The following is a 22,398-nucleotide window of genomic DNA, read 5'->3' on the forward strand; positions in this document are numbered from 1 at the left end:
AAAAAATACCTAAATGTTGCCAATCTATGTTGCCCCCACTCGCCAATACGCTGTTCGATCCGGATACCACCTCCTGCCCCGCAGTCGCGCGTCATTTGGATTTTGTCGATTACGCGGCCGAAGTGCCTGTGCATACGCACCGCAAAGGGCAATTGATTATTGCCCTCTATGGAGCGGTCATTTGTCGCGCCGAAAATGATATCTGGATCGTGCCGCCTGATTGTGCCGTCTGGATCCCTGGGGGAGTGCCGCACAGCGCAAAAGCTACTTGGAATGCGCATCTCAACTATCTTTTTATCGAGCCTGGAGCCGCCGAGCTGCCGGAGCGATGCTGCACTCTGGCCATTTCTGGTCTGATCAAAGAACTCATTGCCCGTTTAACCCACGAGGGCGTCGGATACCCACCAGAAAGCCATCTAGCCAGACTGACCAGAGTAACACTTGATGAATTAGCCACCATGCCTCAGCAGAAACTGAGCCTCCCTGTGTCGTCGCATCCTAAAATCCGCGCCATGGCCGATGCTCTGGTCAGTCAACCTGATGACCGAAGCACATTCAAAACATGGGCAAAAAGACTGGCGCTTAGCGAGCGTTCTCTCGCGCGTTTAATGCTGCGCGAAACCGGGTTGACGTTCGGACGCTGGCGTCAGCAACTGCAACTGATAATTGCTCTCCGGGAACTGGCCAGCGGCGTTTCGGTTCAGAATGTTGCAGCTAATCTGGGGTATGAATCGGTTAATGCGTTTATCACCATGTTCAAAAAAACCATGGGCAGTACACCAGCACACTATTTTGCCGAACGGAAAACAAGCGCACACTTAACCGATAATTAGCGACATCAAGTTTTCCAAGAAACCAGAGGTGAGTCATAGAGCTGCCATATCCGTCTTCCTGTGCGGGGGATCACACTACAGAATCTTTACCGCATGGAACCTCCAGCCAGGACTTTATTGCCTCAGCCGCCTTAACGATAACAAGAATCAAAGGACGGTATTATATCTGTTGGATCGGTCTATACATGATCGGGAAGCACAATCAATTCAGCATTGTGTTAAGGAAGTAGTTGAGCATATATGTTTCGACCACACAGAACACTTCTATGGCGATGCTTCATAGCGCATTACCACCAGAGTGGTAACGCCCCCCTGACTGAAATTCACAATGAATGTATTTAACCGCATCTTTTTATTGTCCTCATTATCACGCTAAGCCATGACACCATTGCAGCAGCGAAACGCTGAAAACTACACAGCAGCACAACTATCCTTCTCCACATCCTTATACAACTAATAACGTATTATTTATTCACTACAAAACCGTACTAAGGATCTTCCCATCAGTAATAAGGTGCTATCGGCTTTTCCTAAGCTTACTGCTGTGTTCTTTTATTTTCTCTGGACATGCACCAGTCATTCCACAATAGGAGAATACAATGACATCACATCAGTTATTACGTTTAAAACAGGTCGAAGAAAAAACCGGTTTGAAACGCTCTCAAATTTACTTGTATATGAAAAATGGTTCTTTCCCACGTTCAATAAAAATTGGCCCGGCCAGTGTGGCCTGGCTCGAATCGGAAATTGATGAATGGATCAATCTTAAGTTAGCCGGACGTTAGATCAGTTAAAAATGTCCGTTTATTTGCTCAACTTTTCCATATAGCTTGAGGAGATAACAGAATGATTCCATTAATTAATTACACCATCTTAACTGATGCATTGCACGCTCTGAAAGAAGGCAATATTCGTCACTGTGAGTCCCTCGGATTCACGTTCGAAGAAATGAATGCTCTTAATCAGTTATCACTCGATGAACTGTTTGCTGTCAGCCGGGCGGCGGCTCCCTTTGTTTCGGTCAGTGTCCGCCATGATGTTCTGCATCATTTATTGGCGCAGGCCCGACAGGAATACCGACAGCAGCAGCAGATTAACCGGGCTATCCGGCTGGGCGGTTCTATCGCGTTGCTCAACCACTACTTTGGCCTGACGTCTAATGATGTCTGCCTTCAGCGACGGTTGCTGGGTGTCAGCGTGCCATATGGACGTACACCTGAGCCGGATGAAGAGACAGATGCCGAGATCTGGCGGCAATGGCAGAAGTGCCGGGTGGGCAACCTCGAATCGCCTGACGCACTGATTGCCATGATGCAGGTAACGGAAGCCCTGAAGCGTAAGGTCGAAGGGCTATCACTCACCATGGTCTGGAAACGTATCGCACTGTGCGAACAGGACGCTGCCGCTGACAGGAGGACGCCACATGCCGGATGAGATCGACCGCGATCAGGAATTTAATGAGCAGCGACTGGAGGAGATGATTGAACAGAATCGTTTTAAACCTGGGTCAGAACCGTCATTACTCCACTGTCGTGTATGCGGTAAACCCATTCCTGAAAAGCGACGACAGACATTGCCGGGCGTAACCACGTGTACGGAATGTCAGGAAAAACTTGAGCGCCGTAAACGTTAATCATGGCAACAATGACGTGCGAAGATATTATTTCTCTGCACGTCCTTATCATTCTCATTAAATTTAAATGAGTCTCTATTTTCTTTTTTATACTTTTATACTTTTATACTTTTATACTTTTATACTTTTATACTTTTATCCTTCTCATAGCATCTTAAATTTTCCATTTATTAATCTCTCTTCTTTTTATTTTGAGTTTTTCGTTTATATCCTGTGCTAAATATCCGATCCTGAAATTGCCATTACAGCATGGTTGCCCAGATGGACGTTAATTCGTCCGGGCCGGGTATTGCTCTTTAACAAAATGGATCGGGCTGTCACGTAACCACAATTCAGGGTGCCGCTGAATGTTCTCGCTGACCCGTTAAAACCGGAATGCAGAACCGGGATGTGACTGGTTTATTTCATTTACTGTTTTTAATTAAAGGAAATTCCATGAGAAAACCCGTTTATCACGTCTTTGTTACCCAGGAAAGCCAGCCCGATGCTCAGGGCGAAAAAAACACGTACTGGACAAAAGTTGGCGTGGCCTTCGCACATAACGGCAAGCCCGGTCTGAATATCGTTTTGATACCCGGTATTGCCGTCTCCGGCAGACTGGTGCTACTTGAACCGAGAGAAGAAAGTGACATTTCACAGGATGCCTCTGCCGCTTAATCCATTTTCTCTTCTTCTCCCCCGGCGGCGTATTTTTCTATAAGCCGCCGGTCTCTCTGTTACGAGGCCAGCATGCTTTCCACCACTGCCTTTCTGGCACTGGCGGTGCAGTGCGCCGCCAGTATTCACCCGTCCACGTCGCTTGATGTCGCACGGGTCGAATCCGGTTTCCACCCTTACGCCATTGCTGAAATTCTGCCAGACAGCCGGGGCGTGATTTCACATTTCCCCACAAGTCTGCCGGAGGCGATCCGCCTCACCAGACAGCTGGCTGCACAGGGCCGACGCTATTCGGTCGGCCTTATGCAAATCACCAGCATCAATTTCCGCCATTACGGCGTCACGGCCAGCGACCTGCTTAACCCTTGCATCAATCTGTCGGTATTTGAGCGCATTCTCGCCGACTGTTACCGGCGCGGCGGAACACTGAAACGGGCGCTCAGTTGTTACTACTCCGGCAACTTTGAAACCGGCCAGCGGCCGGAATCCGCCTTTAACCAGACCAGCTACGTGCAGCGCATTGGCTATGTCGTCCCGTCCACGCGGAAAGACCGGCTGCGTGCCCCTGACCGGAACGCACAGCCGTCTGTCCGTTATCCCGCCGTTGTGCTGCGCGGCGAGCCTGCCGGTGCCACTGCGCCGATCCTGACTTCCCTGCATTATCCCGGTTCCGTCATTCGCGGCGCTATCCCTGTTATCCCTGATGAGGAGAAATGATCATGCGTAAACGCCGTTACTCCGCTGTTGCTTCCGTGCTGCTGTCTTCCCCGGTGCTGGCGGCGGACAGTGGTTTTAACAAGGCCAATGAAACACTGAGCAATACCTCGACCGGCCTGCTGGGACTGGCCGCCGTCACCATCACGCTGGCGACCATGTGGGTGGGCTACAAGGTGCTGTTCGACGGCAAGAGCCTGCACGACATGCGTAACGTCATCATCGGCGCGATCCTGATTGTCGGTGCATCCGGCTTCGGTGCCTACTGGGCGTCATAAGGGAGACAACGATGGCTACGCTGAATAAAGCGCTTACGCGGCCTGCCGCCATTATGGGTATTCCTCTGGTGCCGTTCGTTCTCGTCAGCGGGGCCATCGTCCTGCTGGCGGTCTATGTCAGCTATTACCTGGCGGTTCTGCTCATTCCTGCCTGGGCGGAAATGAAAAATAAAACCCGAAAGGACATTCATTATTTCAGTCTGCTCTGGCTGGCATTTAAAACCCGTGGACGGCTTTTCACCAACACCCATTTTGGCGCGAATGCCCTGCTGGCAAACCAGTACGATAACGTTGATATCTCGGAGTTTATTCAGAAAATGAAATTAAGCGAGCGTATTACGCTGGATAAATATATTCCGTATTCCTCCCATATTCACCTCTACGTCATCAGAAATCGTCACCGTGATTTGGTTGCCACCTGGGAGCTGGGCGGCACGGTCTTTGAATGTGAAGACGAACATCACCTGACCCTGATGGCTACGCACCTGAATAACGTTATTCGTTCGTATGAGGGTCTGCCGGTAACATTCTATATTCACCGGCTTCGTGAAAAATACCATGATGCTTTTGAAGCCTGTTCGGGTATTCCCTTTTCCGATGACGTGACCCGGCGGTATTACCAGCCGGTAAAAGAAAAACCGTTCTGGCGGCACCGACTGTTTTTCACCGTCTGCTACGCGCCGTTCTCTCAGATTGAGAAGAAAACCATGAAAGCGCAGTCGTACGGTAAACGCCAGGCAGCACTGGATGACGCGCTCAAAATCATGCTGGAATACCGCGAAGCACTGGAATCTTCATTATCCCGCTATATGGCAACGCCGCTGGGGATATATGAAGAAAACGGGCGGGTGTATTCCTCACAACTGGCGTTCTTCCATCGTCTGCTTACCGGCCAGTGGCAGAAAGTGGCCGTAACGCGCTCACCATTTTATGAAACGCTCAGTACGCCAGACGTCTTTTTCACCACCGACACCGGTGAATGCCAGACGGTCAGCGGTTCCCGCTTCTTCCGCAGCCTGGAGATTAAGGATTATTCCCCGGAAACCCATACTGGTATGCTGGATGCGCTGCTGTACGCCGAAAGCGAGTATGTTCTGACGCAGTCCTTTACCTGCATGGCACGGGATGAGACGCAGAATCATATCCGGCTGGCGGAAAAACGACTTAACTCCACGGACGACGACGCGACTTCCCAGCGCGAAGAGCTGATTGTCCTGCGCGACCTGCTCCAGTCCGGGCATGTGTCGTGCGGTAAATTCCACTTTTCCCTGCTGATCTCCTCAGACAGTGCCGGACAGGTGGTGAAGGACACTAACGTTCTGGCCCAGCCCTTCGCCGATCTGGGTATTATGACGACGCTCTCCACCCTGTCACTGCCCGCCGCATATCTGGCGCAACTGCCGGGCGTCTATACGCTGCGTCCCCGACTGGTAGCCGTCAGCAGCCAGAATTTTGCCGATATGGCCTGCCTGCATAACTTCCATCCCCACAAACGCAGCGGCAATCCGTGGGGGGAAGCCATCGCCATCCTCACATCGCCCGGCGGTGGCGGGTATTACCTGAACCTTCACGACAGCCAGGCCGGGCGGGATGACACCGGTGAGAAAACGCCAGGGAATACGGCAATTATCGGGAAAACCGGCTCCGGCAAAACCCTGCTGATGACGGTCGTGCAACAACTGATGCAGAAGTACCGCAACCCGGCGACATTCGCGCCTTCTGCCACCCTCAAACGGCTGACCACGGTGTATTTCGATAAGGACCGGGCGGCGGAGATGGCGATCCGCCAGGCGGGCGGGCGTTATTTCCGCATCCGTACCGGCGAGCCCACCGGATTCAACCCGTTTGCGCTGGAGCCAACCCGCCGGAACATCAGTTTCATCAAACGGCTGGTGCGCATGCTGTGCCGCCGTAACGGTAAGCCGCTCGATCCACGCGATGAGGAACGGATCAGTGCCGCCGTTGACACCATCATGCTGGGCTATCCGCCGGAGTACCGCCGGTTCGGGATCACCCGGCTGCTGGAAGTGCTGCCGGAGCCGCCGACCACAGACGCCCGCACCAACGGGCTGCGTATTCGCCTGAAACAGTGGGCGCAGGGGGGCGAGTTCGGCTGGGTGTTTGATAACGAGGCTGATACTTTCACCATCAGCGATGTCGATAACTTTGGTATCGACGGCACCGAATTTCTGGATGATGACGATATACGCGGCCCCGTGACCTTTTACCTGCTGTATCGCGTGACCAGCCTGCTGGACGGTCGCCGCCTGGTGATGTTTATGGATGAGTTCTGGCGCTGGCTGTCCGATGTCGAATTTTCCCGTTTCTCGCTCAATATGCTGAAAGTTATCCGCAAGCTGAACGGCATATTCGTCCCCGCAACACAGTCACCGGATGAAATCGTCAGACATCCCATCGCCCCGGCGATTATTGAACAGTGCGGCACCCAGATTTTCCTCGCCAACCCGAAGGCCAGTCATGCGGATTACGTGGAAAAAATGAAAGTGCCGGACAGCGTTTATGACACGGTCAGGAATCTGGATCCGGGCGAGCATTACATGGTCATCCTGAAAACACCGTTGCGGGCCGGGGAAACCCGCCCGTTTGTGGCGATGGCAAAAATGGATCTGTCCGGGCTGGGTAAACTCACCCGGCTCCTCAGCGGCAGTGAGGACAACCTGAAAATATTCGATGCCATTTATCAGGACGGCATGCGACCTGATGAATGGAAAGAAACCTTCCTTGAGCGGGCAATCTGATATTCATACGGAGGTCATTGATATGCGTACCAGATACACCTTTCTGGCATTATCGTTATTTTTCCCGACGCAGGCGTTCAGCGCCGGAATACCGGTTTTCGACGCCGTGCAGAATACCGAATCCAGTAACCAGTGGATGCAGAAATTACAGCAATGGGAGGATACAGTTACCCATTATAAAAGTGAACTTGATGCGTATAAAAAACAGTTAGCTACTGCAACCGGCGTGCGGGATATTCAGGGTTTTCTCAGCGATGCCCGAAGCCTGAAAACCGATATTGATAATCTCCGTAAGAGCGGTATTTCACTGGATGATCTGCTGACCACGCAAAACAGCTCATATTCTGCTGAACTGCAAAACCTTTACAATAAATACAAATCATTCAGCGTATGCAGCGAGGAACAGGAAGGAATAAAGTCTCAGGCCCTGGCCGACAGTTGCAAACAGATGATCCTCAATCAGGCAATGGCGATTGAGAATACCACTGACGTTGAAAACAGGATAAACAACACACTCAGCGATATATCAGACTTATCTGACCGTATATCGAATGCGCAGGACTCGAAAGAGTCTCAGGATCTGGCTAACGCCATCGCGGCGAAAAGCGTACAGTTAAATGCGCTGACGAATCAGTGGGAGATGTCTGTCAGACAGGCTGAACAGCGAACGACATTGCTGGAACAGCAAAGACAGAAAGCCTTTGAACAGCAGCAGCTAACGGCTCCTGTTGCTGACCTTAATAATTTATAAGGAGGTTATCCGTGCTCAGATCATTGTTCACCTTATACACACTCTCAGGCGTGATATTACTGTCCGGCTGCCAGGAAACCAAATCCGAAGCCTGGTATAAGCAGCATCCTGACGAAACTTATGTGGTTTATACGCAATGCCTGAAGGATGGTGAGGCAAGCGATAACTGCGAATTTGCCCACCGGGCAGCACTTATGTTTGCACAGGAAGGCCAGCCCGGGGTTAAGGAGAAATTCGAGGCGATATTTCAGCAGGAAGCTGAAAAACGAAATGCAGTGACACAGTAATTTTTCCTCCAGCAAAACAGGGAGTCCTCCCTGTTTTCTATATCCTTTCTTTATATATCAGGTGAGGCACCATGTCCGGTGGCATTTTTGTTGGTATGGACAAAAACATCATGGATGGACTGAATGCCGTACTGGAAGGTCAATCTTCCACTTACGGCACGATGATCAGCGTCATCATCGTCAGCTCTTTTACCCTGTTTATACTGTTTCGCGGTTATCAGACGCTGGCTGGCAAACTCCGGACCCCGGTTGAAGATGTCGCCTGGGATGTGGGCCGCATGTTGCTGATCACCACCTTTGCGTTAAATCTTGATGGCTGGCTGGATATGGCGGTAGCGGCTATCCAGGGACTCAAAGACGGTATCAGCGGCGATGATAACGTCTGGGCGCTGCTCGATACCGTCTGGGAAAAGGCACAGGCGCTGGGGCAAAAGTTATTTAATATGGACACCTCAACTTACGTCAAACTGAATGGTGGCCTTGCCGAAGTCCTGGTATGGGGCGGCTCTATTGTCCTGCTAATGGCAGCCACCTTTGTCAATCTGCTCGCCGAAATCACCATCCTGTTAATGACGACCACCGCGCCGCTCTTTATTTTCTGCCTGCTGTACGGTTTTCTTAAGCCGATGTTCGATAACTGGCTGAGAACAATTTTCGCGGCAATGTTAACGATCATGTTTTCTGCCTTATCCATCCGTATCGCCATTAATTACCTGCATAAGATACTGGATGCTGCAACAAAAACATCCGCTGAAACCAATATGGTAACACTGGCGGCGCAGTGCCTGCTGGCCGGGATTGCGGCGGGTGTGGTGGTCTGGTTCTCCGCGAAGCTCGCCAGCGCACTCAGCGGGGCCGCCGTACAGGCAGTGCTGCAGGGTGCCGCCATGAGTGGCCTGAGCGGACTGGCGAACAAATCCGCCGACCTCGCCGGGCCGGGGGTAAAGGGCGGAGCCCGCCTGGCTGCGAAAGGCGGCATGGCCGCCGCCGCGGCGGCCGGCAGGCTCGCCGGCGCAGGCGCGGGTAAAACCGTGAGCGCCTGGCAGAAACGCGCCGCCGCCATCGAAAGCATGAAACGCCTGAACCGGCAGCGTCACCGTTAATCTTCCCGACCCTTAATTTCCTTTCCCCGTCAAGCCATGGCCTGCGCCACCGGTGCGGCATTCCTGCATCCATACGATAAGGGGTTCCATGAAATTCAGCATCTTCCTTCTGATGCTGTGCGCGCTCACGGGCTGCGCACGGCATCAGGGCAACCTCCCGCCGGTATCCGGCGAACCCGAGCCGGTAAATTCCCCCACCATCATTCAGGAGCTCACTCACCATGTCTGATATTCAGAACATTGTTAATGTTTCCCGCTCTTTTGAATCCATCCTGCTGGAAAAGGAAGAGCGTTCCCGAAAAACCGCCTGGCGGGTGGCCGCTGCCGGACTGATTCTGGCCGCAATGCCGATTGCGGCCATTATTATTCTGCTGCCACTGAAAACCACCGACACTGAATTATGGTCAGTGGATAAACAGACCGGGCGCTATGAATATATGACCCGCGTGAAGGAGCGGGATATTTCGTCTGAAAAGGCACTGGCGCATTCACTGGCAGCACACTATGTCAGACTCCGCGAGGGATATAATTATTTCTCCCTCCAGCGTGATTATGACGACGTGCAGTTATTTAACAGCGACAGTGTGAACCGGGACTATCTGGACGGGTTTAACGGTGACCAGGCACCGGACGTGATTTTTAACAAGGCGGAATATGTTGTTGATATCGACATTATTTCCAATGTGCATGCGCCTGCCACCGGGCCGGATAATCTGGCAACCCTGCGTATCAAGCGCACTATCCGCCGTATTGCTGATAATTCCGTGAAAACGGATGTCTGGAATATCCGCCTCACATACCGCTACGTCCCGCACCGGCAACTGACCGACAGCCAGCGCGAAGTGAACCCGCTGGGCTTTATCGTCACCAGCTACCAGCGCGACAAAGAGTTGAGGGGGGAATGATGCTGAAATACATTCTGCTCCTCACGGGTTTACTGGTGTCATGTGTGGCATGGAGCTCCGCGACACCGCGCGGCAGCGCGTATGACAGCCGGATGCAGAACGTCACGTACAACAGCCAGAACGCCACGGTCGTCAGTACCCGCCCCGGCTACGTCACCATGCTGGTGTTTGACGATGATGAAACCGTTATCGATGCGCAGGCGGGTTTTCCCAGAGGCTGGACCGTGACGAAAAGCGATAACCGGGTGGGCGTCAGCCCGAACCCGATTACCCAGCCGGTCACGGATGCCAGCGGCAACACCGTCAGCCAGGTGTTTCTGCCGACGGCAAAAGACTGGAAAACCAATCTGTTCGTGGTGACCTCGAAGCGCGATTACAGCCTGGAGCTGAACGTGCTGGATAAAGACTCGCCCGTTCAGGCATTTGTTATCCGCTACCGCTATCCCGATGAGCAGAGGAAAAAGTCAGCCGCTGCCAGCGCCACCCGTCAGCAACGACAGCAGGAAACACTGGACCGCAAGCGGATAGCGGCGGCATTCGGGAAGGCTACCACTCCGCGCAACTGGCGCTATACAAAACGGGTGGCAGCAGGCTCAGCCTTCATCGCCCCGGACTTTACCTGGGATGACGGTCGTTTCGCGTATATCGGTTTTTCCCCCACGAAGACCCTGCCTTCCGTTTTCCGGGTGGTTAACGGCCAGGAGCAGGCGGTCACGCCCGGAACGGTTAAACGGGGCAGTTACACCGTGGTGGTGGTTCCGGCATCGACGCAGCTGGTTCTGCGTTACGGCACCTCGGTGGTGGGGGTCGAAAACGACGGATCCGGGCGTATCCCGCTGACCAACAGTGACACTGTTTCACCCTCCGTTACGCTGGAGGCAAAATGACCGACAAATTTTTCCCGGACGAACCGAAAAAAACCACCGCAGAACGTGAAGCAGAAGCCCGCGAACGCGCCCGCGCGGCAATGGCATATCAGGAGTCGGAGCAGAAAACGCCGCCCGGCCAGCCGGAAGTGACCCGTTTCCGTAAGACGTCCGGTCGCCGCACGCTGATCGTCAGCCTGCTGAGTCTGGTCCTGGTCATCGCGCTGGCATCCGGTGGCGATCGTCTTCTCAGCGCCCTGAAAAGGGGTGATGAGAAAGAATCTGACACCGCGCCGCCGCCCTCCTCCGGGGCGGTGCAGCAGGAGCGTAAGAATCTGGGCATGGACAGTAACCCGTTTGGCCTGTTCGGGCCAGGGAGGCAGAAAAGCGCAGACCCGGCCCGTCAGACCGTCACTACCGGACCAGCCCTGCCAGCGGAACCGCCCGCCCTGAACAAGGCTGCAGCGCTTGCAGACGGGCTGAACAGCAGCACAACGGCTGGCGGCAATGCCTACACGTCCCGTAGCGAACCGCGCAACAGCGCGGGAACGTCGGACAGCCTGTCTGCCTCCACGGCGTACACATCCTGTCAGTCGGTACTGGTCAGTGGCGAAGATGGACGCCTGCGCTGCCCGGATACGACAGCACCGGCAGGCAGCAATAACAACGACAATCCGGGCGTTGCCCGCGTCACCGGTGTCAGGCGGCTGGGCCTTGATCCCGATCTCTATATCCCGGTGGATCACTATATTCCGTGTTCGATGATGCGGCGCTTCGTGTCCGATGTTGGCGGTCATATCTCCTGCCTGATCGGTGAAAATGTCTGGAGCGCCAGTAACCATGTGAAACTGATCCCGGCAGGAACGGTCGCCCGTGGTGTCTACCGCACCGGCGCACTGCAACATGGGCGCAGCCGGATGTTTGTGCTGTGGACGGAGCTGCGCACGCCAGAGCCCGGCAGCCTGCAAATCCCGCTCACCGATACGCAGGCCACCGGCCCGCTCGGTGAGGCGGGGATCGCGGGCTGGATCGACAGCCATTTCTGGGAGCGTTTCGGCAACGCCCTGATGCTGAGTACCGTGCAGGACGTGGCGGCAGCGGCATCAGAGGCCGCGCCGGGTAAAGACCGCAATACCGACTATACCGAAAACACCCGTGCCGCCACGGCGGAAATGGCGAAAACGACGCTGGAAAACAGCATCAGTATCCCGCCCACGATGTACCTGAACCAGGGCGATGTGATCGGCATCATGACCGGTACGGATATTGATTTTTCCTCTGTTTATCAACTACGGCTGAAAAAGAAATGGTATGAGCGCTGAAAACCTGTCACTGGATTTTATGAAAAATCAGCTGTTCGGTGATTGTCTGCCAGTCGAAGGGCTGACCGAAATCGCGATTAACCGACCGGGGGAACTGCACACCAAAATAAAGGGGGCATGGCAGCGGCATGAATCCCCGGTCACGCTGCGTCAGTGTCATGCTTTTGCCAGAGCGCTGGCGTCCTGGCAGGACGATAATATTGACGATACGTCACCGATACTGTCGGCCACTCTCGAATCCGGCGAACGTATTCAGACGATTATTCCCCCGGCCTGTGAGCGTAATACGGTATCCATTACGCTGCGCAAGCCTTCGTTTGAGCAGAAAACACATCAGTCATGGATTGATGCAGGATTTTATCAGCGTGTGGCTGGTCAGGAGAAAACGGAAAGCCAGGATGATGCACTGGTTCAGTTATATCAAAGCGGGAACATCCCCCGTTTTATGGAAAAGGCGGTGGAATACGGCAAAACGATTTTTATTGTGGGTGAAACCGGCTCCGGCAAAACCACCTATATGAAAACGCTGCTGCATTATATTCCGCTGCATCTCCGGTTGATAACGATTGAGGATAATCCTGAAATCCGTTTTCATCACCACGCCAATTATGTTCATCTTTTTTACCCGGCGGATGCCGGGGACAACGCCATTGTCACGCCCGGCAGACTGATCCGTGCTAATTATCGCATGAACCCTGACCGGATATTGCTGGCGGAAATTCGCGGGCGAGAGGCATGGGACGCGCTGAAAATTATTGGTTCCGGGCATGAGGGATTAATCACCTCCCTGCATGCGGGCAGCCCGGAAGAATGTATTGAAGGGATCATTGACCGCTGCTATGAAAACCCCGACTGCCGGAATATTCCTTTTGATGTGCTGTTACGCAAGGTACTAAAAAGCATTGATGTCATCGTCAGCATTGATATACACGGCGATATTCGCCGGATGCATGATATTTATTTTAAGCCAGTTCATTTAAATGGCATGAAAGAGACATTCAGAAAATAACTCTGGTAAATAACATTACCCTAAATACGCAACCTTTCATTAATCATACTGGTCACTGAAATGAAGAAAGTCATACTCTCCTTATTATTTCTCGGCGTTATGGCGTCATGTTCAACATCCGCAATGGCCGCTGATGCATGCGAAGTGGTTTTATGCATGTACGGTAAAACAACGGGAAACAGCGGCGGCAGTGAATGTCACTCCGCTGAACGGGCATTCTTTAATATCGTGAAAAAGAATAAACACGGCTTTCTTCCTGACCATACGGCTGATGCCAGAAAATCGTTTTTACTTGAATGTGATTCAGCAAACCCGGCAGCTATCAGCCAGATTATCAGTAAATATGGCCGCGTTCGTGGTTAATACTGGCGGACCGGGCGCAAGGGCGTGACGGTTTTCAGGTTTTTACGGCTTCTGTTTTTCGCGGATTAAGGAGCGAAGAAACAGGGGCCGTAAAAATGAGGCAGCGGACAGAAATATTTTCGCGGGTTAAGGAGCGAAAATAATTCAGGCACCGCGCCTCACCTGCAAACAGCCGCGCCCACGCGGATTTTGCAGGCCGGGGGGAGCCGGATAAATTTCGCCGCCCCGGCGAGCGAAAAGCTGTCGCCCACGACAGCGGTTTACCCGGGGGGCACAGCCCCGCACACCGTCGCGGCTAAGTCTCCGGCCCAAAGCCGGTAGCGTGGCGCGACCACCCTCTTTAAAGGTCAGCTTCCCTTTTATTCCCGCTGCGAGGAACAAGCAAAGGGAAGAAAAAGGCGAAAGCGACCGTCTTAAAGGGGGTGGTCGCGCGTAGCGTGCGACGGTGTGCCGCCCTTGACCTTGGGGGATTTGACGCAGCGTTCAGCGAAGACATTGCCCCCATGTTTTCGGCTGTCAGGGCGTACAGCCAGGACAAAGGAAACACGCTGTTGCCCGTCATGCGGGCGTTTCAGGGGACTGACGACCACGGGTCGGCTGGTATCTGAAGGCGCGGATAACGGGCATGAGCGCCGGAGGCGTTCAGTGCTTTTCATCCTTTTATGGGCGTCATCGATGAGCGTCGCGTATGGGCGTGGGGTTTTACGTCCATCGGTGACGCCCATATGATGCGCCCGCCACACCGAAATCAGACCGGAGATCACTGCAATGGAAACTCATCTGATGCAAAGGCTGAATGCCTTTTCGGATGCCTTTTCTGTTTTTCTGCTGTGGCTGCAACACAACCCGGTAATATTGTCCATATTTGCCGGGCTGACGCTGCCATTTATATTTCACCTGCCAATAGAAGAAAGAAAAAATGCCCCCTTCTGGTTAAAATCAGTAGTGGGTGTATCCACCTTCTTTTTCATATTCGGTACTCTGTCACCGCTGACCATTCAGGGGCTGAGTTTTTTCTTTAAAGCGCTCGATAATGACATCCTGCTCAGATTATCACTCTGGATACTGACTGTCGGATTTACGCTTGCCGGTCTGGCTTTTCATATTACTGCCCGAAGGCTGCTGGCCGGAGAAGTCGACAGTCTGAAACACCGGATGATTAAAAAAAGTAAACTGGAAAGAAATGTCAGAACGGATGTTCGTGAAGTCAGGGACATGTTGCCTAACAGCATTGCGTATAATCCGCTGGATTATATTGACCTGAATAACGGTATCTTTATCGGGCTGGACAAAGATGATCAGCCGCAATATATCACCCCCGAAGAATTTCAAACTCAGCACGCAGACCTTATCGGCACCACTGGCTCTGGTAAAGGAGTCAGTGCCTGTGTACTGCTTTATCAGGCAATACTTTCAGGTGAAGGCGTATTTGTCGAAGATCCTAAAAATGATGAGTGGGCACCACATGTTTTGCGGGAAACCTGTCAGAAAGCGGGAAAACAATTTGTTCTTATTAACCTGAATGATCTTAATTTTCAGCTTGATTTACTGGCTGATATTTCTCATGAACAACTGGAGGAGCTGTTTAACGCCGGTTTCAGCCTGGGTAAAAAAGGCGAAGGTGCTGACTTTTACCGTATCGCCGACCGTCGCGCAGCCAGAAATGCGGCAGCTATTTATGAAAAGGGAATGACGTTACGCGACTTATTTAACACTGACTTTGTGAAATCCCTCAGTGAAGATGTGCCTGCTTTTTATGGCGAGCTTGAAGAAATCGCTTTAGTGAATTCCATTAATGCCAATAAGGGATTTTCACTAAAGAAAATATTTGATGAGGGCGGTTGCTGTTACATCATCGGCTCGATGCGTAATCAGAAAATCATATCGGCTCAGCGAATGATTTTAACCCGCCTGATTCAGATAGCCGAAACGCGTGACCGGATAAAAGGCAAACCTCGTCCTGTCGCTATTTTCCTTGATGAACTCAAGTATCACCTGTCCCGCCCTGCACTTGAGGGACTTGGCGCAGCGCGGGACAAAGGTGTACATATCATCATGGCTCACCAGTCGGTAAAAGATCTATATGACTGTCCGGCAGATCTGGAGGGTGATGCCGTTGCCGGTTCGGTGATTGAGAACTGCAAGTTTATGCTTGTTTATCGCCTTCGCGATCCGGACACCGCCGACTGGGTGGCAAGGATGACAGGCTCTATTCTGGTTGACGATGAAATGAGAAAAGTTAAAACAGATATATCCCTGACGGAGAAGATGGAAACGGACAGGATGATCCGCCAGGCTGAACGATATTATATAGACAGCAACATGTTGCTTAACCTCCCCAAATTTGTTGGTTTTGTTTTTACCCAGAACGATCTGGCGAAGGCAACCAAGCTATTCCACATTCCAGCTAATAAGCAATATATCGACCTGTTTTCATTTGAACATAAAAACCCGCCGCATACCGAAAAAGAAAATCAGATTCATAAACCCTCCATTAACCTGTGAGGCTATCAATGCTTATTCATAACGTTGCTGAAAGAAATGAAGCCGCTAAACGGAGAATGCGGGCATTGCTGTATTTTCTCAAGGAGGAAACGTTCTCTGATTTCCAGACCTTAAAAAGAGTTGTTGGCTATAAAGGGAAACATAACCATGCGATGTATAACCTGCTGAATAAAGCGGTTTCAATGGGTCTCCTGAATAAACATGAGTATCCAGTATTGACCGGGAAAAAATCATTGTGGGGGATCACCATGCAGGGACTGGCAATGGTGGTTAGCGCTAATGACAGGGTTTTCCCCGCCTATTTTGAGCCGGGCAAACTCAAAAACTCGACGCTGGAACATCGACTGTTAAACCAGCGGGTAAGGATCGCCCTTGAGGAAAAAGGTGGCACAGGCTGGCTTAACGGCGACCGGGGAGAATTTATGTCGCGATACCCAGGCGTCCGGCACCGACCGGACGGCATTATTACCTTAAGCAGCGGTGCCATCGTTGCAGTGGAAACAGAGCGAACGATGAAAACCCGCGCCCGTTACATCAGCATCATTAACAGTCATCTGACCGCCAGCGACGCCGGACGCTGGCATTACGTGATATATGTTATGCCGGATGATAAAACTAAGGAGTCGCTGGTCAGGCTGTTTGGCAGCATCAGGACGGTGATGAGAAAGAGCGTTCCTGTTCCATTTGATGTGAAGAACCGAGAAATGTTTATCTTCCGCGCCCTCGATGAACTGGAAAATAGTGTCAAGGATAAACAAGGGCCCCCCTCCCCATCTGCCGGTGATGATGAAGGGAGGGAACGCCATGCATGATATTCTGACTCATGGCGACTGCCTTGACGTACTGCGCAATATGCCGGGCAACTCTGTGGACAGCATCGTGACCGACCCGCCTTATGGTATTAAATTCATGGGTAAGACATGGGACTAAGATGTTCCCTCACAAGCCATCTGGGAAGAATGTCTGCGCGTACTCAAGCCCGGTGGTCATCTACTGTCCTTCTCGGGATCCCGAACTCAACACCGGATGGCAGCGCGTATTGAGGATGCGGGCTTTGAAATACGTGACATGATCGTATTTCTCTACGAAACCAGCAACATTGCTCAGGCCCTCATTGAAAGTTTGTCGCCGGATCAGCTCAAATTACTGGACGCGACATTTGGACGTGACGGAATGTTGGGCTGGGTATACGGTTCGGGCTTTCCTAAATCTCACCATGCGTTAAAACCGGCACTGGAGCCGATTACCCTTGCCCGTAAGTCATTCAACTGGTCTATAGAATCGAATCTATGCGCGCATGGTACCGGCGTTCTGAACATCAGTGAATGCAGGATCCCTCTGGCAGAAGGAGAATCACCCTATGATTATCCAAATGGCCCGGGAGGTTCCGATCCTAACCACATGTGGCAAGGCAGAAATAAAGGTGCTGGGGATATCGCCAGGCAAGGAAACCCTGATGGCCGATGGCCTGCCAATCTTATCCATGATGGCAGTGATGCAGTACTTGCCTGGTTCCGGGATAACCCTCAGCAGGTAGAAATTAGCAGCGCCAGTTGGTTCTTTTATTGTGCAAAATCCAGCAAAAAAGACCGTGGTGAGGGTAACAATCATCCATGTGTAAAGCCCACCGAGCTGATGCGTTACCTTTGCCGCCTGGTTACTCCCCCAGGCGGCACTGTACTTGATCCCTTTATGGGGAGTGGAAGTACCGGTAAAGCTGCGGCGATGGAAGGTTTCTGTTTCATCGGTATTGAGCGCGAAGCGGATTATGTGGAAATTGCTCGCAGGCGTATTGCGGCAGCACGTAGCACCATGGCTCGTTCTGGCGATGCAGGAATACACATTGACAATTGAATTCGGGTAAAATGCCTCTAAAAATGTTAGCGAAGATTTGAGCTAACATTTTTATGGCTCAAGGCCATAACCTAACCTAACAGACAGCTTTGTGCCAGAAGCAGATCTTGAACAAAGTAAAGTTACCATTTACCCTGAAAACTTGTTAAGAACTTGGGATGCTGCTCTGTTTGTCGTATTTAAGCCTGTCTTCCCTGAAACGATCCGCATTCTCGACAATCCAGGTCCATAGCGGAATCATACGAACAAGCAGCTCCATCCCCGTATCAGAAAGCTCGTACTCGACTTTCGGAGGAACCTCACCGAAATCATGGCGGATAACCAGTCCGTCACGCTCAAGCTGCCGTAATGTGCGCGTCAGCATACGCTGAGTCACTCCATGCATACGCCTGCCAATCTCGGCATGACGCAGTCTGCCATAAACGCCAAGCGTGTTGACGATACCCAGCGACCAGCGACTTCCTGCATGAGTCAGCACTTCCCGCCGCAAACCATCATCATCGTCTCTCAGACCCTTACATACAGCCTGCGAATACTGAAGAATCTCTTCCCGAACCATCTCACTAGCTCCCAGTATCATGCATGTACCTTCTTTTTTAGCCTGTTATGAATTGCTAGAGTGGCTCAACAATTCCTGTAAGGCCAGATTATGAACAAAACTGCTCTTAACACTACGTCTGAAAATATCCTCGTGCTCGGTGCCGGTGAGCTGGGCCTCCCCGTTCTGCGAAATCTTGCCCTTCGGGCAAAAGATGTGGAGGGAACGAAAATCAGCGTGTTGCTGCGCGAAAGCACCGTAACGTCAGATGAACCTGGAAAACAATTCGTTATCACGGAAATCAGAAACCTCGGTATCAATATAGTCACGGGCGATCTCGTCATGAGTTCTGTCGACGATTTGGCCAGCCTCTTTGCGCAATTTGACACAGTCGTTGGCTGCACGGGGTACGCGGCCGGCATAAATACACCGATGAAACTGGCGCAGGCGGCCCTGCAGGCGCGGATTCCACGCTATTTCCCATGGCAGTTTGGTGCCGATTTTGATGCCATCGGACGCGGCAGTCCACAAGACATCTTCGACGCGCAGATTGACGTGCGTGACTTACTACGCAGCCAGCATGAAACTGAGTGGGTCATCATTTCGACCGGCATCTTTATGAGCTATTTGTTCGAACCAGACTTCGGTGTGGTCGATCTGCAGAACGATACTGTTCACGCACTCGGCAGTATTGACAACACCATGACACTGACAACTCCCGATGATATCGGGATGCTGACGGCAGCGATCGTATTTAAAACTCCTCGCATCCGGAATGAAATTGTGTATATCGCCGGTGATACACTGACCTACGCAGAGGTAGCAGATAAGCTGCAATCAGCGCTTGGCCGTCCTTTCAGCTGCACGGAATGGAGCGAACAATATCTGATGGATAAACTCGCGCTCAACCCGCAAGACATGATGTCTAAGTATCGTGCCGTTTTTGCACAGGGGCGGGGAGTTGCATGGGATAAAAAGCAGACATTCAATGAACGCCATAACATTCCGGTTACCGACGTGGCAGCCTGGATAAATGCAAACCTGACCCCGGGCAGCTCATTATAAACGTATTTAAGCTGCTGTAATAAATACCAGAGTCTTTCTCCTACCTACCCGAATATGGTGAAGAGAAAGACTCTGTTCCCCCTGTTGGCACTGATAGCAAAGCGGTTACGCTGTGTGAGCTGAAAACCGGCTCTCCGGTAAACCGGGGAATACGGCTGATTCCGCTCTTAGCAACGCTCCATCATGCCTTGACGGCACAGAAAGACCCACGCTGGCACTGGTACAATACAGCGTTGTGAATGCTTCTCCCGCGAGTGTCGGGCAAGTGCTCTGAACTCCTGGAGAGGGCAGGATACTCTCCGTCGTTCCGTCCGGACGATAACGTACAACACGGCTTCCTCCCCATTCGGCATTCCAGACATAGCCCATTGCGTCCACGCAGGAGCCGTCAGGCGCCCCCTTTCCTTCTGTTGCAGTGAACACGCGCTGGTTATTCATAGAGGGGTAATCACAGCACATTATACGGCCCTGCATCGAGTCACAGTAATACATCGTGCTGCCGTCCGGACTGAAACAGATGCTGTTCGGGATGGCCACCTCAGGCAGGGGTAGCGTCTCAATGCTGAGTGTCGCTGCATTTAGCCTGTGAAATCTTCCTATGACTTTTGCGGGGTATCCGTCATCCATGGTCCCGAAGACGAAATTACCCTCGCGGTCGCACCGACCATCCCCTGTCCGTGTTCCCGGTCCTCCCGGTGACGCCACAACCGGCGTAAAGATACCCGTATTCAGATCGCAGAAGGCGAATCGGGACGCCAGTCCCATCAGTAAAACGTCAGAATGTTCAGTAAGTGCAAACGATCCGAGGCGCTCAGGCAGGGACCAGCGCATCACAACACTGGTGTCTTCTTCAAGGGCAAGCAGCTCGCTGCCTTCAATGTCAGTCCAGTAAATCCTGCGTGTCCTCTCGCACCAGATTGGGCACTCTCCCAGCAAATTTCTGGCATCAGCAGCCACTGAAAACATGTTATTTCTCCCGCATATAAAAGTTTCGCATCGCGCCTGACCAAAAGCGTAAGGCCATCTGCACTATGGCAGACGGCAGTAACAAGCTATTCCCACCCTGTCAGGGCAAAAAACGCGCTGAAAGTTTGTCACCAAAAAGCATGATGGCGAGTCCTGCCAGCATGACCAGCATGCCCCCCAGTTTGAGCAGCGAAACCGGTCGCCGTACAGCACCCAGCAGACCGAAATGGTCAATCATCTGCGACGAGAGTAACTGCCCAACGATTGCCAGCCCGAGCAGGGCTGAAAAACCGATTTTCGGTGCCAGCACCACGTAGCTGAACAACGCACAGGCACCGATCAGGCCGCCCGCCAGACTCCATGCTGGCTGCGAAGGAATAGCAGCGAGAGAGCTAAATAACCCTCCACGTAGCAGCGAGTAAATCCCGAGGCTCAACGCCCCGGCCGTAAAGGAAAAGAACGCGGCGGTGACCGGATCGCCCCCGAGTCCTTTTGCGAGCTGACTGTTCAGGGTCGTCTGCAAAGTAATACCAAGACCCGCTGCAAAAGCTATTACGTAATAAATCGCGCTCATGCTGTTATTCCCTGTCAGCTTGCCTGTACCAGCGGCAGGAATTTCTCCGCAAAGATGTCCGGCTCATACCCGGCGGCGGCGAAAAGGTGTTCGCGTGATTCATCGATGGCAGCACGAAGACGCTCGCTGTCCACGCCCAGAACTTTGCCGTTCTGCTTGACGATGCGCCCGCCAATCATGACGGTATCGATGTTGCTGCGTTCAGTTGCATGCACCACCGTCCCGAAGGCATTCCCGTTCGGATAGAGATTGAGATCAGCAGCGTTAATCAGGATCAGGTCGGCCTGTTTGCCTGGCGTCAGGCTACCCACTTTATCCTGTAGTCCAGCACAGGTCGCACCATCGACGGTTGCCGACTTCAGCAGCTGCGCTGCCGGGAGCGTTGTCAGAGAATGCCCTGAATCACAGCAGTGCTGCTTATGCATACCCATTACTCGCTGCAGATAGAACGCCACGCGCATTTCCATAAACATATCTGTGCTGTAAGACGTTTCGTTATCCACGCTCAGGCCAGGATTGATGCCATGGCGCTGCGCGGCCTCAATGGCAAACATCCCGCTTTCAATGCCATAGTGCGAATCTGAGCGCGGACAGACGTTCACCCGTACGCCGGCTTCACGCAGGATTTCCCAGCCCTCATCAGGCAGTGCTGTGCAGTGGTTGAAGATATTGTCCGGGCCCAGCAGGCCCTGCTGATGCAGTGATTTAAGCTCTGAAGCCATTTCAGCGCCAAAGAATTCGGTCACGATTGGCAGCCCGAGCCGGCGGGCCTCGGCCCACAATTCCGGCTCCAGCTGGGCCATGACGCCCAGAGAAACCAGTCCCTCAGGATTGTCTTTGAAATATTTTTCCTGCAGACGCTGCCAGTTACCCGGCCAGTGCGCTTTATCCCATTCGCCTGCTACCGGCGCGCCGGAAGCATGAATAGCGCGAATTCCGGCATCAAGCAGGGCTTCAACGGCGGCGTCTGCATGTGCTGCGGTACGGCTGTTGTGCGAGTTATCAATCATGGTAGTGATACCCGCATCAATCGCGCCCAGCGCCGTCAGGAGATTACCGACATAGATATCTGCGGGCCGATAGTATTTCGCAAACGAGAAGTGCGTGGCATTGCTATAGTCGTCCAGACAGGTGGCGTTGGGGTTGATGCGGCGCAGCTGGCCTTCCCAGGCGTGACGATGAGAATCGACCATCCCCGGCATAGCAATCATATTTGTGGCATCAATGACGTGAGCACCCTCGGCGTTCAGGTCCTTACCGATGGCGGTGATGGTTGACCCTGTGACAAGAATATCGCCACGTTCATAGTTACCAACATTCTCATCCATACTCAGTATGGTTGCACCGCGGATCAGCGTTACCGGCGCATTTGCCGTCTGATTGTTAACAATATTTCTGCTGTAATCGGTCATTTGA

25 protein-coding genes are annotated in these 22,398 nt (G+C 52.5%); 21 read left to right on the plus strand and 4 right to left on the minus strand.

Annotated elements, in window-relative coordinates; genetic code table 11:
• Positions 1 to 26: 26 nt before the first annotated feature.
• The 20 genes from OXR61_RS17815 (at position 27) to OXR61_RS17910 (ending at position 17,839) form a co-directional block, all read left to right on the plus strand.
• Positions 27 to 833: a helix-turn-helix transcriptional regulator gene (locus tag OXR61_RS17815; protein ID WP_040206914.1), complete on the plus strand. Its 807-nt coding sequence runs from the start codon at positions 27 to 29 to the stop codon at positions 831 to 833.
• Between the two features lie 599 nt (positions 834 to 1,432).
• Positions 1,433 to 1,618: an AlpA family transcriptional regulator gene (locus tag OXR61_RS17820; RefSeq protein ID WP_032936812.1), complete on the plus strand. Its 186-nt coding sequence runs from the start codon at positions 1,433 to 1,435 to the stop codon at positions 1,616 to 1,618.
• A gap of 61 nt (positions 1,619 to 1,679) precedes the next feature.
• The gene (locus tag OXR61_RS17825) at positions 1,680 to 2,267 is read left to right on the plus strand and encodes a DUF2857 domain-containing protein (protein WP_047740678.1); all 588 of its coding nucleotides are present in this window, start codon (positions 1,680 to 1,682) and stop codon (positions 2,265 to 2,267) included.
• Complete coding sequence (locus OXR61_RS17830; RefSeq protein WP_047740676.1) at positions 2,257 to 2,466, plus strand: TraR/DksA family transcriptional regulator; 210 nt, start codon at positions 2,257 to 2,259, stop codon at positions 2,464 to 2,466. Before OXR61_RS17825 ends, OXR61_RS17830 begins: the two co-directional genes overlap by 11 nt.
• A 435-nt stretch (positions 2,467 to 2,901) precedes the next feature.
• Complete coding sequence (locus OXR61_RS17835) at positions 2,902 to 3,123, plus strand: hypothetical protein (protein WP_040206867.1); 222 nt, start codon at positions 2,902 to 2,904, stop codon at positions 3,121 to 3,123.
• Positions 3,124 to 3,195: 72 nt separating this feature from the next.
• Positions 3,196 to 3,840, plus strand: coding sequence for a lytic transglycosylase domain-containing protein (locus tag OXR61_RS17840; protein ID WP_047740672.1), 645 nt, complete (start codon positions 3,196 to 3,198; stop codon positions 3,838 to 3,840).
• Positions 3,837 to 4,115: a TrbC/VirB2 family protein gene (locus OXR61_RS17845; RefSeq protein ID WP_047740671.1), complete on the plus strand. Its 279-nt coding sequence runs from the start codon at positions 3,837 to 3,839 to the stop codon at positions 4,113 to 4,115. The genes OXR61_RS17840 and OXR61_RS17845 overlap by 4 nt, the downstream gene beginning before the upstream one ends.
• An 11-nt stretch (positions 4,116 to 4,126) precedes the next feature.
• Entirely contained in the window at positions 4,127 to 6,874 is a 2,748-nt protein-coding gene (locus OXR61_RS17850; RefSeq protein WP_047740669.1) for a VirB3 family type IV secretion system protein, read from the plus strand.
• Between the two features lie 22 nt (positions 6,875 to 6,896).
• Positions 6,897 to 7,625, plus strand: a complete 729-nt coding sequence (locus OXR61_RS17855; protein WP_047740824.1) for a type IV secretion system protein — start codon at positions 6,897 to 6,899, stop codon at positions 7,623 to 7,625.
• An 11-nt stretch (positions 7,626 to 7,636) separates the two neighbouring features.
• On the plus strand, positions 7,637 to 7,912 hold the full coding sequence (locus tag OXR61_RS17860) for an EexN family lipoprotein (protein WP_047740666.1): 276 nt from the start codon (positions 7,637 to 7,639) through the stop codon (positions 7,910 to 7,912).
• Between the two features lie 71 nt (positions 7,913 to 7,983).
• Entirely contained in the window at positions 7,984 to 9,015 is a 1,032-nt protein-coding gene (locus OXR61_RS17865) for a type IV secretion system protein (protein WP_047740665.1), read from the plus strand.
• A 221-nt stretch (positions 9,016 to 9,236) separates the two neighbouring features.
• Positions 9,237 to 9,920, plus strand: a complete 684-nt coding sequence (locus OXR61_RS17870) for a type IV secretion system protein (RefSeq protein WP_047740661.1) — start codon at positions 9,237 to 9,239, stop codon at positions 9,918 to 9,920.
• Entirely contained in the window at positions 9,917 to 10,807 is an 891-nt protein-coding gene (gene virB9, locus OXR61_RS17875; RefSeq protein WP_187143591.1) for a P-type conjugative transfer protein VirB9, read from the plus strand. Before OXR61_RS17870 ends, virB9 begins: the two co-directional genes overlap by 4 nt.
• On the plus strand, positions 10,804 to 12,108 hold the full coding sequence (virB10, locus tag OXR61_RS17880) for a VirB10/TraB/TrbI family type IV secretion system protein (protein ID WP_047740658.1): 1,305 nt from the start codon (positions 10,804 to 10,806) through the stop codon (positions 12,106 to 12,108). Before virB9 ends, virB10 begins: the two co-directional genes overlap by 4 nt.
• The gene (gene virB11, locus OXR61_RS17885; RefSeq protein WP_267412491.1) at positions 12,098 to 13,117 is read left to right on the plus strand and encodes a P-type DNA transfer ATPase VirB11; all 1,020 of its coding nucleotides are present in this window, start codon (positions 12,098 to 12,100) and stop codon (positions 13,115 to 13,117) included. Before virB10 ends, virB11 begins: the two co-directional genes overlap by 11 nt.
• 60 nt (positions 13,118 to 13,177) lie before the next feature.
• On the plus strand, positions 13,178 to 13,480 hold the full coding sequence (locus OXR61_RS17890) for a TrbM/KikA/MpfK family conjugal transfer protein (RefSeq protein WP_071844520.1): 303 nt from the start codon (positions 13,178 to 13,180) through the stop codon (positions 13,478 to 13,480).
• 768 nt (positions 13,481 to 14,248) lie between these two features.
• Positions 14,249 to 15,985 (plus strand): type IV secretory system conjugative DNA transfer family protein, encoded by a 1,737-nt coding sequence (locus OXR61_RS17895; protein ID WP_099817080.1) that lies wholly within the window; start codon positions 14,249 to 14,251, stop codon positions 15,983 to 15,985.
• Positions 15,986 to 15,993: 8 nt separating this feature from the next.
• Positions 15,994 to 16,797: a MobC family replication-relaxation protein gene (gene mobC / locus OXR61_RS17900; RefSeq protein ID WP_267412492.1), complete on the plus strand. Its 804-nt coding sequence runs from the start codon at positions 15,994 to 15,996 to the stop codon at positions 16,795 to 16,797.
• On the plus strand, positions 16,790 to 16,915 hold the full coding sequence (locus tag OXR61_RS23395) for a hypothetical protein (protein WP_256376340.1): 126 nt from the start codon (positions 16,790 to 16,792) through the stop codon (positions 16,913 to 16,915). Before mobC ends, OXR61_RS23395 begins: the two co-directional genes overlap by 8 nt.
• Positions 16,916 to 16,933: 18 nt before the next feature.
• Positions 16,934 to 17,839, plus strand: coding sequence for a site-specific DNA-methyltransferase (locus OXR61_RS17910; RefSeq protein ID WP_224251940.1), 906 nt, complete (start codon positions 16,934 to 16,936; stop codon positions 17,837 to 17,839).
• Between the two features lie 145 nt (positions 17,840 to 17,984).
• Here OXR61_RS17910 and OXR61_RS17915 read toward each other — a convergent pair whose 3' ends face one another.
• Positions 17,985 to 18,419 carry a helix-turn-helix domain-containing protein gene (locus OXR61_RS17915; RefSeq protein WP_197769050.1) on the minus strand — a complete coding sequence of 145 codons (435 nt, stop codon included), beginning with the start codon at positions 18,417 to 18,419 and terminating at the stop codon, positions 17,985 to 17,987.
• A gap of 69 nt (positions 18,420 to 18,488) precedes the next feature.
• On the opposite strand from OXR61_RS17915, the gene OXR61_RS17920 reads away from it, so the two are divergent.
• Positions 18,489 to 19,442 (plus strand): aromatic alcohol reductase, encoded by a 954-nt coding sequence (locus OXR61_RS17920; RefSeq protein ID WP_047740651.1) that lies wholly within the window; start codon positions 18,489 to 18,491, stop codon positions 19,440 to 19,442.
• A gap of 105 nt (positions 19,443 to 19,547) precedes the next feature.
• Here OXR61_RS17920 and OXR61_RS17925 read toward each other — a convergent pair whose 3' ends face one another.
• The 3 genes from OXR61_RS17925 to OXR61_RS17935 form a co-directional block, all read right to left on the minus strand.
• Complete coding sequence (locus OXR61_RS17925) at positions 19,548 to 20,408, minus strand: SMP-30/gluconolactonase/LRE family protein (protein WP_047740649.1); 861 nt, start codon at positions 20,406 to 20,408, stop codon at positions 19,548 to 19,550.
• A gap of 100 nt (positions 20,409 to 20,508) precedes the next feature.
• Positions 20,509 to 20,982 carry a DMT family transporter gene (locus OXR61_RS17930; protein ID WP_012539997.1) on the minus strand — a complete coding sequence of 158 codons (474 nt, stop codon included), beginning with the start codon at positions 20,980 to 20,982 and terminating at the stop codon, positions 20,509 to 20,511.
• Positions 20,983 to 20,996: 14 nt separating this feature from the next.
• Complete coding sequence (locus OXR61_RS17935) at positions 20,997 to 22,394, minus strand: amidohydrolase family protein (protein ID WP_047740647.1); 1,398 nt, start codon at positions 22,392 to 22,394, stop codon at positions 20,997 to 20,999.
• Positions 22,395 to 22,398 lie beyond the last annotated feature (4 nt).

It is taken from the genome of Pantoea sp. GM_Pan_4 (genome assembly GCF_026541005.1).
GTDB lineage: Bacteria > Pseudomonadota > Gammaproteobacteria > Enterobacterales > Enterobacteriaceae > Pantoea > Pantoea dispersa.

Excerpts from the sequence above, each read along its gene's own strand:
- virB11 (WP_267412491.1), top strand. The coding sequence starts at position 12,098 with ATGAGCGCTGAAAACCTGTCACTGGATTTTATGAAAAATCAGCTGTTC.
- OXR61_RS17855 (WP_047740824.1), top strand. The coding sequence starts at position 6,897 with ATGCGTACCAGATACACCTTTCTGGCATTATCGTTATTTTTCCCGACG.
- virB9 (WP_187143591.1), top strand. The coding sequence starts at position 9,917 with ATGATGCTGAAATACATTCTGCTCCTCACGGGTTTACTGGTGTCATGT.
- OXR61_RS17870 (WP_047740661.1), top strand. The coding sequence starts at position 9,237 with ATGTCTGATATTCAGAACATTGTTAATGTTTCCCGCTCTTTTGAATCC.
- OXR61_RS17820 (WP_032936812.1), top strand. The coding sequence starts at position 1,433 with ATGACATCACATCAGTTATTACGTTTAAAACAGGTCGAAGAAAAAACC.
- OXR61_RS17925 (WP_047740649.1), bottom strand. The coding sequence starts at position 20,408 with ATGTTTTCAGTGGCTGCTGATGCCAGAAATTTGCTGGGAGAGTGCCCA.
- OXR61_RS17930 (WP_012539997.1), bottom strand. The coding sequence starts at position 20,982 with ATGAGCGCGATTTATTACGTAATAGCTTTTGCAGCGGGTCTTGGTATT.
- OXR61_RS17845 (WP_047740671.1), top strand. The coding sequence starts at position 3,837 with ATGATCATGCGTAAACGCCGTTACTCCGCTGTTGCTTCCGTGCTGCTG.
- OXR61_RS17890 (WP_071844520.1), top strand. The coding sequence starts at position 13,178 with ATGAAGAAAGTCATACTCTCCTTATTATTTCTCGGCGTTATGGCGTCA.
- mobC (WP_267412492.1), top strand. The coding sequence starts at position 15,994 with ATGCTTATTCATAACGTTGCTGAAAGAAATGAAGCCGCTAAACGGAGA.
- virB10 (WP_047740658.1), top strand. The coding sequence starts at position 10,804 with ATGACCGACAAATTTTTCCCGGACGAACCGAAAAAAACCACCGCAGAA.
- OXR61_RS17935 (WP_047740647.1), bottom strand. The coding sequence starts at position 22,394 with ATGACCGATTACAGCAGAAATATTGTTAACAATCAGACGGCAAATGCG.
- OXR61_RS17850 (WP_047740669.1), top strand. The coding sequence starts at position 4,127 with ATGGCTACGCTGAATAAAGCGCTTACGCGGCCTGCCGCCATTATGGGT.
- OXR61_RS23395 (WP_256376340.1), top strand. The coding sequence starts at position 16,790 with ATGCATGATATTCTGACTCATGGCGACTGCCTTGACGTACTGCGCAAT.
- OXR61_RS17895 (WP_099817080.1), top strand. The coding sequence starts at position 14,249 with ATGGAAACTCATCTGATGCAAAGGCTGAATGCCTTTTCGGATGCCTTT.
- OXR61_RS17920 (WP_047740651.1), top strand. The coding sequence starts at position 18,489 with ATGAACAAAACTGCTCTTAACACTACGTCTGAAAATATCCTCGTGCTC.
- OXR61_RS17865 (WP_047740665.1), top strand. The coding sequence starts at position 7,984 with ATGTCCGGTGGCATTTTTGTTGGTATGGACAAAAACATCATGGATGGA.
- OXR61_RS17835 (WP_040206867.1), top strand. The coding sequence starts at position 2,902 with ATGAGAAAACCCGTTTATCACGTCTTTGTTACCCAGGAAAGCCAGCCC.
- OXR61_RS17915 (WP_197769050.1), bottom strand. The coding sequence starts at position 18,419 with ATGATACTGGGAGCTAGTGAGATGGTTCGGGAAGAGATTCTTCAGTAT.
- OXR61_RS17825 (WP_047740678.1), top strand. The coding sequence starts at position 1,680 with ATGATTCCATTAATTAATTACACCATCTTAACTGATGCATTGCACGCT.
- OXR61_RS17815 (WP_040206914.1), top strand. The coding sequence starts at position 27 with ATGTTGCCCCCACTCGCCAATACGCTGTTCGATCCGGATACCACCTCC.
- OXR61_RS17840 (WP_047740672.1), top strand. The coding sequence starts at position 3,196 with ATGCTTTCCACCACTGCCTTTCTGGCACTGGCGGTGCAGTGCGCCGCC.
- OXR61_RS17830 (WP_047740676.1), top strand. The coding sequence starts at position 2,257 with ATGCCGGATGAGATCGACCGCGATCAGGAATTTAATGAGCAGCGACTG.